The 15,703-nt window shown below is 71.5% G+C and carries 13 protein-coding genes and 1 pseudogene; 6 read left to right on the forward strand and 8 right to left on the reverse strand.

The annotated features are described in order from the left end of the window. Positions 1 to 70 precede the first annotated feature (70 nt). Positions 71 to 1,678, forward strand: a complete 1,608-nt coding sequence (locus D3P35_RS22305) for a hypothetical protein (protein WP_157982268.1) — start codon at positions 71 to 73, stop codon at positions 1,676 to 1,678. Positions 1,679 to 1,689: 11 nt separating this feature from the next. Here D3P35_RS22305 and D3P35_RS22310 read toward each other — a convergent pair whose 3' ends face one another. Genes D3P35_RS22310 through D3P35_RS22325 form a run of 4 tightly spaced genes read right to left on the reverse strand, consistent with a single transcriptional unit; the run spans position 1,690 to position 4,055 of the window. After that, positions 1,690 to 2,163, reverse strand: coding sequence for a MarR family winged helix-turn-helix transcriptional regulator (locus tag D3P35_RS22310; RefSeq protein ID WP_118138075.1), 474 nt, complete (start codon positions 2,161 to 2,163; stop codon positions 1,690 to 1,692). After that, the gene (locus D3P35_RS22315; protein ID WP_118138077.1) at positions 2,163 to 2,999 is read right to left on the reverse strand and encodes a carbon-nitrogen hydrolase family protein; all 837 of its coding nucleotides are present in this window, start codon (positions 2,997 to 2,999) and stop codon (positions 2,163 to 2,165) included. Before D3P35_RS22315 ends, D3P35_RS22310 begins: the two co-directional genes overlap by 1 nt. A gap of 3 nt (positions 3,000 to 3,002) precedes the next feature. Then, complete coding sequence (grxC, locus tag D3P35_RS22320) at positions 3,003 to 3,260, reverse strand: glutaredoxin 3 (RefSeq protein WP_118138079.1); 258 nt, start codon at positions 3,258 to 3,260, stop codon at positions 3,003 to 3,005. A 60-nt stretch (positions 3,261 to 3,320) separates the two neighbouring features. Next, positions 3,321 to 4,055, reverse strand: a complete 735-nt coding sequence (locus tag D3P35_RS22325) for a ComF family protein (protein ID WP_118138123.1) — start codon at positions 4,053 to 4,055, stop codon at positions 3,321 to 3,323. 87 nt (positions 4,056 to 4,142) lie between these two features. Between D3P35_RS22325 and D3P35_RS22330 the strand changes: the two genes are divergently transcribed. Together D3P35_RS22330 and hemH are read left to right on the forward strand one after the other, a co-directional pair. Further along, positions 4,143 to 5,000 (forward strand): SAM-dependent methyltransferase, encoded by an 858-nt coding sequence (locus D3P35_RS22330; protein ID WP_370032270.1) that lies wholly within the window; start codon positions 4,143 to 4,145, stop codon positions 4,998 to 5,000. Between the two features lie 84 nt (positions 5,001 to 5,084). After that, on the forward strand, positions 5,085 to 6,170 hold the full coding sequence (gene hemH, locus D3P35_RS22335; RefSeq protein WP_118138081.1) for a ferrochelatase: 1,086 nt from the start codon (positions 5,085 to 5,087) through the stop codon (positions 6,168 to 6,170). Positions 6,171 to 6,590: 420 nt separating this feature from the next. Here hemH and D3P35_RS22345 read toward each other — a convergent pair whose 3' ends face one another. The 3 genes from D3P35_RS22345 to D3P35_RS22355 all read right to left on the reverse strand — a co-directional run bounded on the left by D3P35_RS22345 (position 6,591) and on the right by D3P35_RS22355 (position 9,405). Then, positions 6,591 to 6,989: a (deoxy)nucleoside triphosphate pyrophosphohydrolase gene (locus D3P35_RS22345; protein WP_118138085.1), complete on the reverse strand. Its 399-nt coding sequence runs from the start codon at positions 6,987 to 6,989 to the stop codon at positions 6,591 to 6,593. Continuing rightward, positions 6,986 to 8,326: a bifunctional glutamate N-acetyltransferase/amino-acid acetyltransferase ArgJ gene (gene argJ, locus D3P35_RS22350; protein WP_118138087.1), complete on the reverse strand. Its 1,341-nt coding sequence runs from the start codon at positions 8,324 to 8,326 to the stop codon at positions 6,986 to 6,988. Before argJ ends, D3P35_RS22345 begins: the two co-directional genes overlap by 4 nt. A 155-nt stretch (positions 8,327 to 8,481) precedes the next feature. Next, positions 8,482 to 9,405, reverse strand: coding sequence for a peptidylprolyl isomerase (locus D3P35_RS22355; RefSeq protein ID WP_118138089.1), 924 nt, complete (start codon positions 9,403 to 9,405; stop codon positions 8,482 to 8,484). A 301-nt stretch (positions 9,406 to 9,706) separates the two neighbouring features. Between D3P35_RS22355 and secA the strand changes: the two are divergent. The 3 genes and pseudogenes from secA to D3P35_RS22365 form a co-directional block, all read left to right on the forward strand. Beyond that, positions 9,707 to 12,386: pseudogene (gene secA / locus D3P35_RS22360) on the forward strand (preprotein translocase subunit SecA); the annotation flags it as partial. Next, entirely contained in the window at positions 12,359 to 12,625 is a 267-nt protein-coding gene (locus D3P35_RS27035; RefSeq protein ID WP_370032282.1) for an SEC-C metal-binding domain-containing protein, read from the forward strand. The pseudogene secA and the gene D3P35_RS27035, both read left to right, overlap by 28 nt. A 159-nt stretch (positions 12,626 to 12,784) precedes the next feature. Continuing rightward, positions 12,785 to 13,192: a GFA family protein gene (locus tag D3P35_RS22365; protein ID WP_118138093.1), complete on the forward strand. Its 408-nt coding sequence runs from the start codon at positions 12,785 to 12,787 to the stop codon at positions 13,190 to 13,192. A 195-nt stretch (positions 13,193 to 13,387) separates the two neighbouring features. On the opposite strand, the gene D3P35_RS22370 is transcribed toward D3P35_RS22365, so the two are convergent. Further along, complete coding sequence (locus D3P35_RS22370; protein ID WP_198670757.1) at positions 13,388 to 15,673, reverse strand: xanthine dehydrogenase family protein molybdopterin-binding subunit; 2,286 nt, start codon at positions 15,671 to 15,673, stop codon at positions 13,388 to 13,390. Positions 15,674 to 15,703: the final 30 nt, after the last annotated feature.

Below are 15,703 nucleotides of genomic sequence, written 5' to 3' on the forward strand. Positions count from 1 at the left end.
CCGCCGGGATATCCCCCCTTCACGCGTCGGCCGGCTCTCGCCGGCGGGCGCCACCCGGGGACACGACATGGTGACGCAGGAGCATCTGCAGGATCTCGAACTGCTCGCCGCGATGGTGCGGCGGCGGCGGCATGCGCAGCTCGTCTCGCGTCCCGGCCGTTTCGAGGCGCTGCACGCGAGGGAGGGAGACCTTCTGCTCGATCTGTCCTGTTCCGCCCTCACGCCGGAGGTGCTGTCCACGCTGCTGGCGCTCGAGGAGGGGGCGGGGCTCGCCGGGCGGCGGCGAGCCTGGCTGGCGGGGGAGACCGCGGTCGACCCCGCGCTGGAGGCCTTTCCCGCCCCCGCGCTGCGCCACCCGCCCGGGCAGCCGGCGGAGGTGGACGGGCGGGATATCTCCCGCGCCCTCGAAGCCTGCCGCCACTGGCCCGAAACCCTCGCCGGCGCCATCCGCTCGGGCGAGATCGGCGGGGCGGGCGGGCGGCGCTTCACCGATGTCCTGCATCTCGGCCCCGAGGCGGGAGACCCCGGGCCCGCCATGGTGGCGCAAAGCCTCTGCCACCCGGCGGCGGAGGGGCCGGTGGTGCACTTCCTGTCTCCGGGGGAGGGCGACCGCCTGCGCCGCCTCACCGCCCGGCTCGACCCCGCCACCACGGCGGTGGTCTTCGCCGAGCGCGAGATCATCGCCCCCGAGATGCGCATGCTCGCGGGGCGTATGCGCGGCTGGCTGCTCGCCCGGCTCGGCGCGGAGGGGGCGCAGCGCCAGCTCTTCGCCGTCACCCGCGACGTGGAGACCGCACGCGCCTTCGGCCTCGACCCCGGCCGGATCGTGGGCTTCACCAATCGCAGCCATGCGAGCTTCGGTTGCTGGTCGCCGGTGCACCTCGGCCTGCTGATCGCCATCGGCGCGGAGGCACTGGCCGAACTGCGCAGCGGCGCCCATCACATGGACCTGCATTTCCGGGATGCGCCGGCGGCGGAAAACCTCGGCCTCCTGCTTGGCCTCGCCGATTTCTGGCACGAGGACATGCTGGGCCTCGGCCAGGCCGACCCGCTGCAGTTCGGCGCCGGCCCGGGAGGCTGGGCGGGCTATGCCCGCGGCATGCGGGCCCGGCGCGGCGCTCCGCCGGCGCAGGGGCGCGCCCGGGTGGCCGATCTGCTGGTCTCCGCGCTGCCGGAGGAGCAGGGCTGGGACGACTACCAGGTTGCGGCCATGGCGGAGGGGCTGCACAGCCTGCGCCTGCGCACCCATGGCGGACGTGCGCGCGGGCCGGGCGGCCCGAAGCTGATCGAGCCGCGCCGGGGCGAGGGCGCGCCCGCGCCGGGCCAGCCGACGGTGACACTTGCCTACGGGCGCTTCGATGCCTTCACCCTCGGCCGGCTGATGGCGCTCACCGAGCACCGGCTCTTCGTCACCGCCTCGCTGCGCGGCCGCAGCTTCCGGGCGGAGCCGCGGCGGGCACAGGGCGAGGTCGCGCGGCTGGGCCGGGTGCTCTGCGGCGGCTCCGCGACCGGCACCGACCCCGCGCTGCGCGGCCTGCTCTCGCACCTGATGCACCTGCGCGGCGTCGCACCGGCGGCGAGCTCGCTGGCAGGACATGGCGCGGAGGTGATTTCCTTCCCCGGCCTCTCCGGGCGGCGGCGCGGCGGCGCACAGCAGCGCCCGCATCGCACCGGCTGAGGGGCGCGGGGCTACTGCTGCTCCCGGGCGTCGAGCAGGATGCGCATGCTGCGCAGCACCGGCAGCACCGCGCGCAGCTTCTCGGGGCCGAGCCGTTCGGCCATCTCCGAGAACAGCGGCGCCACGGCCGCCACGGCGCGCTGGCGCGCCTCCAGCCCGGCGCGGCTGGCCGAGACATACTTGCGTCGGCCGTCGTCCCAGTCCGGGCGGATGTGGATGTAGCCGGCTTCGTCCAGCCGCTGCAGGGTGTTGGTCATGGCGCCGCGCGTGACCTGGAAGATGCGGGCAAGCTGGGCAGGCGTGCGCTCGCCGCCCTGCCGGGCGAAATGCGTGAGCACCATGTAATGCGAGAGCTGCATGCCCGCGGGCAGGGCGCGCTGGATGCGGGTGCGCGCGTGCTGCTCGATGCTCAGGATCTCCGAGAGCAGGGCGACGGTCAGCGGATCCTCGTCCGCCGTGCCGGGAACCGCGAGCGGATTGCGCATCACGTCGTTCCCGCGCCGAACGGCCGGTCGTGCTGCAGGCTCGGCACCCGGGCGCGGGCGCGGTCGACCTCCGAGAGGTCGAGGTCGAGCAGCGTGACGCCGGGGCGTTCGCCGCCATCGGCCAGCACCTCGCCCCAGGGGGCAACGGCGAGCGAATGGCCCCAGGTGCGGCGCGGCTTCGCGCCGCCGCCGGGATGCTCGCCGCATTGCGCCGGGGCGAGCACGAAGCAGCCGGTCTCGATGGCGCGGGCGCGCAGCAGCACCTCCCAGTGCGCCCGGCCGGTCGGCACGGTGAAGGCGGAGGGCACGGTGAGCAGCCGCGCGCCGGCCTGCGCCAGGGCCCGGTAAAGCGCGGGGAAGCGCAGGTCGTAGCACACGGTCATGCCAAGCAGGCCCCAGGGTGTCTCGGGGCAGGCGAGGGCGCTGCCGGGGCGGTAGCCGACGGATTCGCGGTAGCTCTCGCCGCCTTCGAGGGCGACGTCGAACATGTGGATCTTGTCGTAGCGCGCGCGGATGCCGCCGTCCGGCCCGACCAGGAAGGAGCGGTTGGCAAAGCGGCCGTCGGCATCGCCGGTCCTGAGCGCGAGCGAGCCGATCAGCAGCCAGATGCCCAGCTCGCCTGCCAGTTCGCGCAGCCGTGCCAGCGTCGGGTCGTCGGCCTCGAGGCAGAGCACCTCCTGCTGGCGGGCGCGGCTGGAGGAGACGATGTTGGTGACCTCGGGGGTGAGAACGAGCTCGGCCCCCCCGGCCGCGGCCTCGCGCAGCAGGGCTTCCGTTGCGGGCAGGTTCCCCAGCGGATCGTCGGAAGCGGTGAGCTGGACGAGGCCGGCGCGCATGCCTCAGGCGGCCAGGATCGGGTCGAGCTTGCCGGAGCGCTCCAGGGCGTAGAGGTCGTCGCAGCCGCCCACATGGGTGCCGTCGATGAAGATCTGCGGCACGGTGCGGCTGCCGCCGGCGCGCTCGACCATCTTCGGGCGCAGGGTGGGGTCTGCGGCCACGTCGTATTCGGTGTAGGCGACGCCCTTCTGCGTGAGCAGGTTCTTTGCCATCCGGCAATAGCCGCAGGTGGGCGTGGTATAGATTTCGACCTGTTTCATGGGGGGCCCTTCGGGATGGTGGAACAGGTCCAGATATAAGGGTTTCGCCCCCGCATGCAATCATCGGGTCGGCGGGCTTTCTCCTTCGGGCGCGAGGGCGCGGGCGGCGGCGAGCACGTCGACAGCGGCGGCGCCGGCGTCGAGACAGGCGCGCGCGCAGGCGGCCAGGGTGGCGCCGGTGGTCATCACGTCGTCGATGAGCAGCACGCGCCGGCCGTGGAGCACGTGCTGCGGGGCGGCGACGATGGCGCCTTCCACATTGGTGGCGCGGGCCGCGCGGTCGAGCCCCACCTGGCTCGCGGTGCGTCGGCGGCGCAGGAGCAGGTCCGGCACCATCGGCTTCCCGGTGAGCCGGGAGAGGGCGCGTGCCAGTTCGGCCGACTGGTTGTGCCCGCGGCGCGCGAGGCGCAGCCAGTGCAGCGGCACCGGGGCGAGCAGGTCGGCGCGGGCGAGCACGTCGGCGCCGGCGCGAACCATCCAGGCGGCCACCGGCTCGGCCAGTTCCAGCCGGCCCGAGTGCTTGAGCGACAGGATCAGCCGCCGGCCCGGCCCTTCGTGGGCGATGGCGGCGCGGGCCGCCTGCCAGGGCGGCGGGGCGGCGGCGCAGCGCGCGCAGTGCAGGCCGGCGCCGGGGGCCAGCCCGTCGAGCGGGCGGGCGCAGCCCTCGCAGAGCGCGCCGGTGAGAAAGCGCGTCTCGCGCCAGCAGGGGCCGCAGAGGGCGCGCTGGCGCTCCACCGGCTCGGCGCAGGCGATGCAGACCGGCGGATAGACCATGTCGAGCATCTGCCGGCCCATGCCGCCGAGCATCCCGCTCAGGCCCGGAATGGGTTTTCTCCCGGGCGTTGACGCATTATCTCCGGTGTCCCGGACAAATGGCGGACCATGATGACCACCCCTCCCGATCTCTTCGACCTCGACCTGCTCGACCGGCGCCGCGCGCGCCTGCCCGAGCCGGAGACCTTCCTGCACCGCGAGGCGGCGGCGCGTGTCTCAGAACGCCTGATCGAGGTTAACAGAGAGTTTAGCGCACCGGCGGTGGTGGGCTGGCAGGCGCAGGCCTGGGCGGAGGAGATGGCGGGGAACCCGCGGCTCGCCGCCGCCCCTTCGCTGGTGGCGGACACGGAGGTGCTGGCGCTGGAACGGGGCGCGCATGATCTCGTGGTGCACGGGCTCGGGCTGCACTGGGCGCGCGACCCGGTGGGCACGCTGATCCAGCTCCGGCTGGGCCTGTGCCCGGACGGGCTGATGCTGGCGGTGAGTTTCGGCGGCCAGACCCTCCACGAGCTGCGCGCGGCATTGGCCGAGGCGGAGGTGGAGCGCGCGGGCGGGCTGTCGCCCCGGGTGGCGCCTATGGCCGAGATCCGCGACCTCGGCGCGCTGCTGCAGCGGGCGGGCTACGCGATGCCGGTGGCGGACACGGAGCGGCTCACGGTCACCTATGCCTCGCCCCTGCACCTGATGCGCGAGCTGCGCGCGATGGGCGAGACCAACGTGATGCGCCAGCGCCGCCGGGTGCCGCTGCGGCGCGACGTGCTGCTGCGGGCCTGCGAGATCTACCAGCAGCGCTGGGCGGGGCCGGACGGCCGGGTGCCGGCGACGTTCGAGCTGGTGTTCCTCACCGGCTGGGCGCCGGGCGAGAACCAGCCGGTGCCCAGGCGCCCGGGCTCGGCGGTGGCGCGGCTTGCCGATGCGCTGGGCACGGCGGAGCAGAGCACGGGCCAGAAGCCCGGTGAAGAGTGATCCCCCGCGACCGCGACGCGCTTGGAGAGCCCGGGCGCGCGCGGTAGACCGGGGCGACGGACGACGCAGCGAAGGAGAGCGCGCATGGCAGAGCTGACGGAACCCGACCGGCCGGGGCAGGGGCGCCTTGCGCATGCGCCCGAGGGGCATCCGCCGGTGGCGCGGGCCAAGGTGGGGGTGATCCTCGCCAATCTCGGCACGCCGGACGGCACGGACTACTGGTCGATGCGGCGCTATCTCTCCGAATTCCTGTCCGATTCGCGGGTGATCGACTATCCGCGCTGGAAGTGGCAGCCGATCCTGCAGGGCATCATCCTGAGCAAGCGGCCGTTCAGCTCGGGCCGGGCCTATGCCGGTATCTGGAACACCGAGCTCAACGAGAGCCCGCTGCGCACCATCACCCGCGAGCAGACCGAGCAGGTGCGCGCCGGCATGGCGGCGCTGTTCGGCGACAGCGTGATGGTGGATTTCTGCATGCGCTACGGCAATCCCTCCACCGGGAGCGTGATCCGCCGCATGCAGGAGGCGGGCTGCGAGCGCATCGTGTTCTTCCCGCTCTACCCGCAATATGCCGGGGCGACCACGGCGACGGCGAACGACCAGGCCTTCCGTGCGCTGATGAAGCTGAAGTGGCAGCCCGCCATCCGCACGGTGCCGGCCTATTACGACCATCCGCTCTACATCGATGCGCTGGCCCGCTCGGTGGAGGAGGTCTATGCCGGGATGGCGCAGCGGCCGGAGCTGCTGATCACCTCCTACCACGGCGTGCCGAAGCGCTACCTGGAGGAGGGCGACCCCTATCACTGCCAGTGCCAGAAGACCTCGCGGCTGCTGCGCGAGCGGCTGGGGATGAGCGGCGAGGAGCTGCGGGTGACCTTCCAGTCGAAGTTCGGGCCGGAGGAGTGGCTGCAGCCCTACACGGTCGAGGAAGTGGCCCGGCTGGCGGAGAGCGGCGTGCGGCGCATCGCCATCATGGCGCCGGCCTTCTCGGCCGATTGCGTGGAGACGCTGGAGGAGATCAACGAGGAGATCCGCGACAGCTTCCTGCATGCGGGCGGCGAGGAATTCACCTACATCCCCTGCCTGAACGCGAATGACGCGCATGTGGCGATGCTGATCGACATCCTGTGCCGCGAGTTGCAGGGCTGGGCCACGCCGGTGGCGGGCTGAGCCGGCGGGCATGAAAACGCCCGGCCCTCGGAGGAGAGGCCGGGCGGAGTCTGTTACTGAGACTGCTTAACTCTGCTGACACCCGTTGCCGGGGCCAGCCGTGCGTTCACGCCACGGAGGCGCGACGCGGGGTGACAACGGTCGGCTTGCGCGGTGCGTTTTCCTCACCCGCGTTCACGGCGCGACCCGTGAAGGTAAGGTTTCCGACACGCACGCTCATACGACCGTCCCGGTGGTACCGGACGATTTCACCCTGGACGGAGACACAGCTCCCGATGACGATGGTTCCAAGCATTAGGCGTTTCCTTTCCCCGTGTTGAGGCGGCGTTTTATGTAGTTTCTATGGCCGCTGAGTTAAAGATGCGTGAAGTTGAAGGGAGATGCACGTACCATTTTGGTCTGAGATTGCAAAAATCTATGTTACAACCAGTGAAGGAGATGCGGGATCAGTGGCAGATCTGCATCAGGCATCGGGTAGTCGCGCAGCGCGTTGGGGCGCACCCAGCGGATGGCCTGGCCTTCCTGCGGCGTGGCGATGCCCTGCCATTTCCGGCAGATGAAGAGCGGCATCAGCAGGTGGAAGTCGGCATAGGCATGCGAGGCGAAGGTGAGCGGGGCGAGGCAGCTCGCCCAGGTCTCGATGCCCAGTTCCTCGTGCAGCTCGCGGATGAGGGCGGCTTCCGGGGTTTCCCCCGGTTCCACCTTGCCGCCGGGGAATTCCCACAGGCCGGCCATGGACTTGCCTTCCGGGCGCTGCGCGAGCAGCACCCGGCCGTCGGGATCGACCAGCGCGCAGGCCGAGACGAGCACCGATTTCACGAGCGGTAATCCGCGTTGATCTCGATGTAGCGGTGGGTGAGGTCGCAGGTCCAGACCGTGGCCGCGCCGCTGCCCACGCCCACGTCGACATGGATGTCGATCTCGGCGCGCTTCATGTAGGCCGCACCGTCTTCCTCGCGGTAGGCGGGCGAGACCCAGCCGTTTTCCGCCACCACCGTGTCGCCGAAGCGGATGGTGAGCTTGTCGCGGTCCGCCGCCTGGCCGGACTTGCCGACCGCCATCACGATGCGGCCCCAGTTCGGGTCCTCGCCGGCCAGCGCGGTCTTGACCAGCGGCGAGTTGGCGATGGCGAGGCCGATGGTGCGGGCGGCGGCGGTGCTCTTCGCACCGGTGACCGAGACGGAGACGAACTTGGTTGCCCCCTCGCCGTCACGCACCACCTGCTGGGCGAGGTCGAGCATCACCTCGCCGAGCGCCTCGGAGAACGCCTTGCCGGCGGCGGAGGTGGCGGAGGTGATCGGCGCCATCTTCGCCTTGTTGGTGGCGGCCAGCACCAGGCTGTCGGAGGTCGAGGTGTCGCCGTCCACCGTGATGCAGTTGAAGGTGGCGGCGTTGCGCGCGGAGAGGATCTTCTGCAGCACCGGCTGCTCGATGGCCGCATCGGTGAAGATGAACACCAGCATGGTGGCCATGTCGGGCGCGATCATGCCCGAGCCCTTGGCGAAGCCGGAGATGGTGACCGGGGTGCCGTCGATCTCCAGGGTGCGGGTGCAGCCCTTGGGGAAGGTGTCGGTGGTCATGATGGCGCGGGCGGCGAATTCCATCTTCTCCGGCGCGAGGCCGGCGGCGAGCTCGTCCATCTTGGCGGTGATGCGCTCGGCGGGCAGCGGCTCGCCGATCACGCCGGTGGAGGCGACGAAGACCTTGCCCGGCTTGGTGCCGAGGGCGGCGGCGGCGGAGGCGGCGGTGGTCTCCACGCCGATGCGGCCGTTCGAGCCGGTGAAGGCGTTGGAATTGCCCGAGTTCACCAGGATGCCGTACTTGCCCTTCGGCGCGCTGCCATCGGCCTCGCGCGCGATGATCTCCTCGCACCAGTGCACCGGCGCGGAGCGGGTGAGCGAGCGGGTGAACACGCCGGCCACCGAGGCGCCGGCGTCGATCTCGGCCAGCATCACGTCGAGCCGGCCCTTGTAGCGCACCCCGGCCTCGACGGCGGAGAGGCGCACGCCGGCGATGGCGGGCAGGGCGGGGAAGCCGCCCTCGGGCGCCAGCGGCGAGACCGCGGGCGCGGCCTTCACCGGCGCGGCCCCGGCCTTCTTCACCTTGTCCTTCTTCTTGTCGGCTTTCGCCTTCTTGGCTTTCTTGTCCTTGGCCATGGCTCTGTCCCCGGATGTCCCCGTCAGTCTCTGGATATGTGTGTGTTGCAGATATGATCGGGCCGCGAAAGCGTGTTTCGCGGCCCGGGCAGTCTGGAGCGAAGACGGTCCGGGCCGAACCGGCCCGGTCGCGGGGCCGGTTCAGCCCTTGCGGCTCACTGGCTCAGCAGGGCCGGGTCCTTGATGGCGTCGGCCGGGATGCCGGTGTCCGGCTTCTCGATGGTGGCCTCGGCGCGCAGGGCGTCGACGCGCTCGCGCACCACCTGCTCGGAGAGCTGGTTCACCAGCTGGTCATGGATCTCGTCCAGCGTGGGCTTGGGCTTCACGCGGGTGTCGTTCACCTTGATCACGTGCCAGCCGAACTGGGTCTGCACCGGGTCGGAGACCTGGCCGGCCTCCAGGCCGAAGGCCACTTCCTCGAAGGCGGGAACCATCTGGCCCTTGCCGAACCAGCCCAGCTCGCCGCCCTGCGGGCCGGAGGGGCCGGTGCTCTTTTCCTTGGCGAGTTCGGCGAAATCGGCGCCGCCCTCGAGCTCGGCCTTGATCTCCTTCGCCTCGTCCTCGGTCTCGACCAGGATGTGGCTGGCGTCGATCTCCTGCTCCTCGGGCAGGCTGGCCACCTGCTCGTCATAGGCGGCCTGCACCGCCTCCTCGGTGACCTCGTCGTCGATCGCCTTGCGGATCAGCGCGCCGGCGATGGCGTCGCGGCGGGCGTTCTCGACCGCGAGCTTCACGCCGTCGGTCTCGGCCAGGCCGTCGGCCTCGCCCTGCTTGGCGAGCAGCATCTGGTTGACCACCTGGTCGATCAGCGCGGGGAACAGCACGTCGCCCGGCAGCTTCTTGTACTGGTCGGGCAGGGCGGCCCAGACCATGTTGATCTGGCCGAGGGTGATCTCCTCGCCATCGACGGTGGCGACGACGGAGTTCGCGTCGTAGTCCGCCGGCGCCGGGGCGTCTGCGGTGGCTTCGGGAGCAGCCGTCTCCGGCGTGGTCGCCGGGGCGGTATCCTGGGCGAAGGCCGCCGGAACGAGGGCCGCGGAGGCGAGCAGCGCCAGGGCCGTCGAGGAGAGCAGTTTCATGAAAGATCCTTTCGTGGGTGTCTGCGGCGCAGCCTTGGGTGTCTGCGACACGGCCGCCGGGGCGGCGCGGGGCTCGGGGCGCCCGCTTCCCCGGGTGCCGTTGACAGGTGCCGCCCCGGCCCTTACATCTCGGCCCGGCCGATCTGAGGCCACGGCGGCGACTTGCCCTCATCTACTGCGTCGGACGCTGGCGGACAATCCCCCCAACGCTCCTGTGAACGCAGGTCAGGGCGCGTGCCGCCTTATCGAGATTCCGCGCCCAAGAGACGGCGCACCCGCGACGTGACTGGGAGAGCAGACAATGCTTGGTATGGGGACGCTGGCCCGCAAGGTGTTCGGCTCGGCCAATGACCGCAAGATCAAGGCGCTCCGCCCGATCGTGGCGAAGATCAACGCGCTTGAGGCGGAGGTCTCGGCACTTTCCGACGAGGACCTGAAGGCCCGCACCCCGGCGCTGAAGGCGCGGCTGGCGGCGGGGGAGACCCTCGACGACATCCTGCCGGACGCCTTCGCCACCGTGCGCGAGGCGGCCAAGCGCGTGCTGGGCATGCGGCCCTTCGACGTGCAGCTCATGGGCGGCATCATCCTGCACAAGGGCGCCATCGCCGAGATGCGCACCGGCGAGGGCAAGACGCTGGTGGCCACGCTGCCGAGCTATCTCAACGCCCTCTCGGGCCGCGCGGTGCACGTGGTGACGGTGAACGACTACCTCGCCCGCCGCGACGCCGAGTGGATGGGCCGCATCCACAACTTCCTCGGGCTCAGCGTGGGCGTGATCGTGCCCGGCCAGGCCGAGCAGGAGAAGCGCCTCGCCTACAAGGCCGACATCGCCTACTGCACCAACAACGAGCTCGGCTTCGACTACCTGCGCGACAACCTCAAGTCGCAGCTCTCGGACATGTTCCAGCGCGATCACGGGTTCGTGGTGGTCGACGAGGTCGACTCGATCCTGATCGACGAGGCCCGCACGCCGCTGATCATCTCCGGCCCCACGGAGGACAAGTCCGAGCTCTACGTGGCGATCGACAAGTTCATCCCCGAGCTCGCCGACGCCCATTACGAGATCGACGAGAAGGCCCGCACCGCGACCCTCACCGACGAGGGCAACGAGTTCGTCGAGCAGCGCCTGCGCGCCGCCGGCCACCTCAAGGGCGAGGCCACGCTCTACGATCCGGAGAGCGTCTCGCTGGTGCACCACGTGAACCAGGCCCTGCGCGCGCACAAGCTGTTCGTGCGCGACAAGGATTACATCGTGCGCGGCTCCGAGGTGGTGCTGATCGACGAGTTCACCGGCCGCATGATGGCCGGGCGGCGGCTCTCCGAGGGCCTGCACCAGGCCATCGAGGCCAAGGAGGGCGTGGCGATCCAGCCGGAGAACGTCACCCTCGCCTCCGTCACCTTCCAGAACTACTTCCGCCTCTATGACAAGCTCGCCGGCATGACCGGCACGGCCCTCACCGAGGCCGACGAGTTCATGGAGATCTACAAGCTCGACGTGTTCGAGGTGCCGACCAACCTGCCCATCGCCCGGCGCGACGAGGACGACCAGGTGTTCCGCACCGCGATGGAGAAATACGCCGCCATCGTCGAGAACATCGCCGATGCGCATGTGCGCGGCCAGCCGGTGCTGGTGGGCACCACCTCGATCGAGAAATCCGAGCTGATCTCGCGCCTGCTCAAGGACGTGAACTTCCTCTCCTCCACCGCCGAGCGGCTGGAGGGCTGGGCGGCCGAGATCAAGCCCGGCAAGGAGGTGGAGCGCCACGAGTACCTCACCCGCATCGCCGGCGCCCTGCGCGCCGCCGCCGCCGAGGGCGGGCTGAGCCACAACGTGCTCAACGCCCGCTTCCACGAGCAGGAGGCGCATATCGTGGCCCAGGCCGGCCGGCCCGGCGCCATCACCATCGCCACCAACATGGCCGGCCGCGGCACCGACATCCAGCTCGGCGGCAATGTCGAGATGCAGGTGGAAGAGGAGATGGAGAGGGCCGGGGAGGGCGCCGACGAGGCGACCATCCGCGCGGCCGTCGCCGCCGAGGTGGCCGGGGCGAAGGCGCAGGTGATCGAGGCCGGCGGGCTGTTCGTGCTCGCCACCGAGCGCCACGAGAGCCGGCGCATCGACAACCAGCTCCGCGGCCGCTCCGGCCGCCAGGGCGACCCCGGCCTGTCGCGCTTCTTCCTCTCGCTCGAGGATGACCTGATGCGCATCTTCGGCTCCGACCGGCTCGACAAGATGCTCAAGCGGCTGGGGATGAAGGAGGGCGAGGCCATCGTTCACCCCTGGGTGAACAAGGCGCTGGAGAAGGCGCAGGGCAAGGTCGAGGCGCGCAACTTCGACATCCGCAAGAACATCCTGAAATACGACGACGTGATGAACGACCAGCGCAAGGTCATCTTCGACCAGCGCCGCGAGATCATGGCCGCGGACGATCTGTCCGAGACCGTGCGCGACATGCGCCACGAGCTGATCGACGATCTCGTCACGAAGCACATGCCGCCCAAGGCCTATGCCGACCAGTGGAACACGCAGGGCCTCCACGCCGACGTGATCCGCTACTTCGCCTCCGAGCTGCCGGTGATTTCCTGGGCCGAGGAAGAGGGCGTCGACGACACCCAGATCCGCGAGCGGCTCTACACCGAGACCGACAAGCTCATGGCCGAGAAGGTGGCGAAATACGGCCCCGAGACCATGCGCTCGGTCGAGAAGCAGGTGCTGCTGCAGACCATCGACCAGCACTGGCGCGAGCATCTGCTGACGCTCGAGCACCTGCGCTCGGTGATCGGCCTGCGCGGCTATGCGCAGCGCGATCCGCTCAACGAGTTCAAGTCCGAGGCCTTCACCCTGTTCGAGGCCCTGCTGAACCGCCTGCGCGAGGACGTGACCGGCCAGCTCAGCCATGTGCAGATCATGACCCGCGAAGAGCAGATGGCGATGATCGCCCGGCTGCAGGAGATGGCCGCCGCCAAGCAGGCCGGCGAGGCGCAGGCCCAGCCCCGCGCCGCCGCCCCGGCCCAGCCCGCTCCCGACACCGCCCCGGCCCAGACGGCTCCCGACGCGGCGCCGGCGGCCCGGCCCGAGCTGCAGGCCCGTGTCGCCGGTGAGGCCGAGGTCACCACGCTCGACCCCAACGCCCCGGAAACCTGGGGCCAGATCAGCCGCAACGAGCCGTGCCCCTGCGGCTCCGGCCTGAAGTACAAGGCCTGCCACGGCAAGTTCTGAGCCGGGCGCCGCTGCGCTCATCACTTCACGAACGCCGCTCCGGGAGCCCCCGGGGCGGCGTTTTCTCTTGCACGGGGCCTCTTGGCCGCGGGCGCGGGGCAGGGCACACTGCGCTCCATGGTCCGGCCGCGCGCCGGCCGGCGGAGAAGGGGGTCCGGCATGGAGTCGAGAACCGCGTCCTGTGCCTGTGGTCAGCTCAGCATAGAGGTCCGGGGCGCGCCGCTCGGGGTGGGGCTGTGCCACTGCCTCGACTGCCAGCGCCGCACCGGCAGCGCCTTTGCCGCGCTCGCGGCCTTCACCGCGCCCTTCCGGGTGAGTGGCATCGCCACCGAGTACCTGCGCCGGGGCGACGGGGGAGCGCAGTTCCGCTTCCGCTTCTGCCCGGTCTGCGGCTCGACGCTCTATCATACCGGCGAGGGCAGCGAGGCGGACATGGTGATGGTGGCCGTGGGCGCCTTCGCGGATCCCGGTTTCCCGCCTCCGCGCGACTCGGTCTACGACTGCCGCCGCCACCCCTGGGTGCGCCTGCCCGACGGCATGGCCGTGCACGACCGCGACCCGGATTGAGCGGCCCCGCCCCCCGCTCCGCCCCTGCGGGCGGGCGGATCTCCGTGTCCCGGCAGCGGGCCGCCCGGGGCAGACCGCGGCCCCGGCGCCGGGGGCGGAGACCCGGATTGCGGCCCCCGCGCCCGTCGCCGCTGCGGAAGGCGGGCCGCGCCCCGGCCCCCGCGTGAAGGCCCCGCGCGGGTCCCGCCGCCCGGCTCAGGCGGCGCCCTGCAGGGCGGTCCAGATCGCCTGGGGCGTGTAGGGCGGGCGCGCGAGGGTGACGCCGGCGGAGGCGAGGGCGTTCTGCACCGCGAGGGCCAGCGCGGGCAGGGCGCCCACGGAACCGGCCTCGCCACAGCCCTTCACGCCCAGCGGGTTGGTGGTGGAGGGCACCTCGTTGAAGCCGGTCTCGAACATCGGCAGGTCGGCGGCGCGGGGCATGGCGTAGTCCATGAACGAGCCGGCGAGGGGCTGGCCGGTCTCGGGGTCCCAGACCGCGGCCTCGCCCAGCACCTGGCCCGCGCCCTGCGCGATGCCGCCATGCACCTGGCCCGCGGCGAGCAGCGGGTTCACGATCACGCCGAAATCATCGGTCACCACGTGGCGCAGGTAGGCGGTGTGGCCGGTTTCGGGGTCGACCTCCACTTCCGCGGCGTGGCAGCCGTTGGGGAAGGTGGAGGTGCTGTCGCCCACGCGGCCCTGGCCGAAGATCGCCTCGTCGGCGGCGAGCTCGAGCAGCGAGACCGTGCGGTCGGTGCCGGCGATGCGGAACACGCCGCCCTCCTCGGCGGAGAAGGCGATGTCGGCGGGGGCTGCCTCCAGCCGGTCGGCCGCGCGCTCCAGCCCCTGCGCGATCACGTCCTCGGCGGCGAGGATGAACACCCGGCTCGCCATGATGAGCGAGCGCGAGCCGCCGGTGCCGCCGCCCAGCGGCAGCCTGTCGCTGTCGCCCGCCGCGAGGCGGATGGAGCCGAAGGGCAGGCCGAGCTTCTCGTGCACGATCTGCGCCCAGGCGGTCTCGTGGCCCTGGCCGGTGCTCTGGGTGCCCACCGCGGTGTCGACCGAGCCGTCGGTGTTCACCAGGATCGTCGCGTTCTCGTTCGGGCCGCCGCCGGTGCGCTCGAAGTAGTAGCTCACCGAGATGCCGCGCAGCTTGCCGCGCGAAGCACTCTCGGCCCGGCGGGCGGGGAAGCCGGTGTAGTCGATGGCGGCGAGGGTGCGGTCGAGGTTCGCCTCCGGGTCGGCGCTGTCGAAGAGGAAGCCGCCGTGGGTGCGGTAGGGGATCTGGGCCGGGCGGATGAGGTTGCGCCGGCGCAGCTCGGCGCCGTCGATGCCGGTCACGGCCACCGCCGCCTCCATCACCTGCTCGGTGACGTGGATCACCTCCGGCCGCCCGGCGCCGCGGTAGGCGTCGGTGGGGGTGGTGTTGGTGAGCACGCCGCGCACCCGGTGGTGGAACACCGGCACGTCGTACATCCCGCCCAGCAGCGGCGCGGAGAACAGCGTGTGCACGCCCGGGCCGGAGGAGGAGTAGTAGGCCCCGAGGTTGGAGATCGAGGAGACGCGCAGCGCCAGCAGCCGGCCCTGCGCATCGAAGGCGCCTTCGGCTTCGGAGGCGAGGTCGCGGCCCTGCGCATCGGCGAGGAAGCTCTCCGAGCGGTCGCCCACCCATTTCACCGGCCGGCCGGTGTCCTTCGCGGCAAGCGCGGCGAGCGGGTATTCCGGGTGGTCCATCAGCTTCATGCCGAAGCCGCCGCCCACGTCCGGCGTGTGGCAGCGCACCTTGTCGGAGGGCACGCCGAGGCCGCGGGCGAGGTTGTCACGCGCCGAATGGGCGCCCTGGTTGCCGGTCCAGGCCTCCCAGCTCTCCGTCTCGGGCAGGTAGCGCACGAGGATGCCGCGCGGCTCCATCGGGTTCACCACCACGCGCTGGTTCACCACGCTCACCCGGGCGATGTGCGTGGCGCCGGCGAAGGCGGCCTCGGTGGCGGCGGCGTCGCCCACGTCCCAGTCATAGGCGAGGTTGCCGGGCGCGCCCTCGTGCAGCGCCGGCGCGCCGGGGGCGAGGGCGGCCTCGGGGGTCACCATCACCGGAAGGTCGTCGTAGTCCACCTCGATCAGCTCGGCGGCGTCGCGGGCGATGTCGCGCGTCTCGGCCACGATCCAGGCCACGGGCTGGCCCACGTAGCGCACCACGCCGTCGGCCAGACGGGGCAGCAGCACGGTGGCAAGGTCGGACCCGTCGGTCTGCTTGAGCGGCATGCGGAAGGTCACGGGGCCGAGATGCGCGGTCTCGGCATGGGTGTAGACCGCGTGGACGCCGGGCAGGGCGCGGGCCTCGGCCACGTCGAGCGCGGTGATGCGCGCATGCGCGACAGGGCTGCGCAGGGCGTGGCCGATGAGGATGCCGGGCAGGGCGATGTCATCGACATACGAGCCCTTGCCGGTAAGAAAACGCTGGTCCTCGACGCGGGACGCGGGTTGGCCGATGCCGAATTTCATGATGCTGCTCTCCCAGGGTCCGATGGGCCG

It is taken from the genome of Oceanicella sp. SM1341, from assembly GCF_003448965.1.
Lineage (GTDB): Bacteria > Pseudomonadota > Alphaproteobacteria > Rhodobacterales > Rhodobacteraceae > Paroceanicella.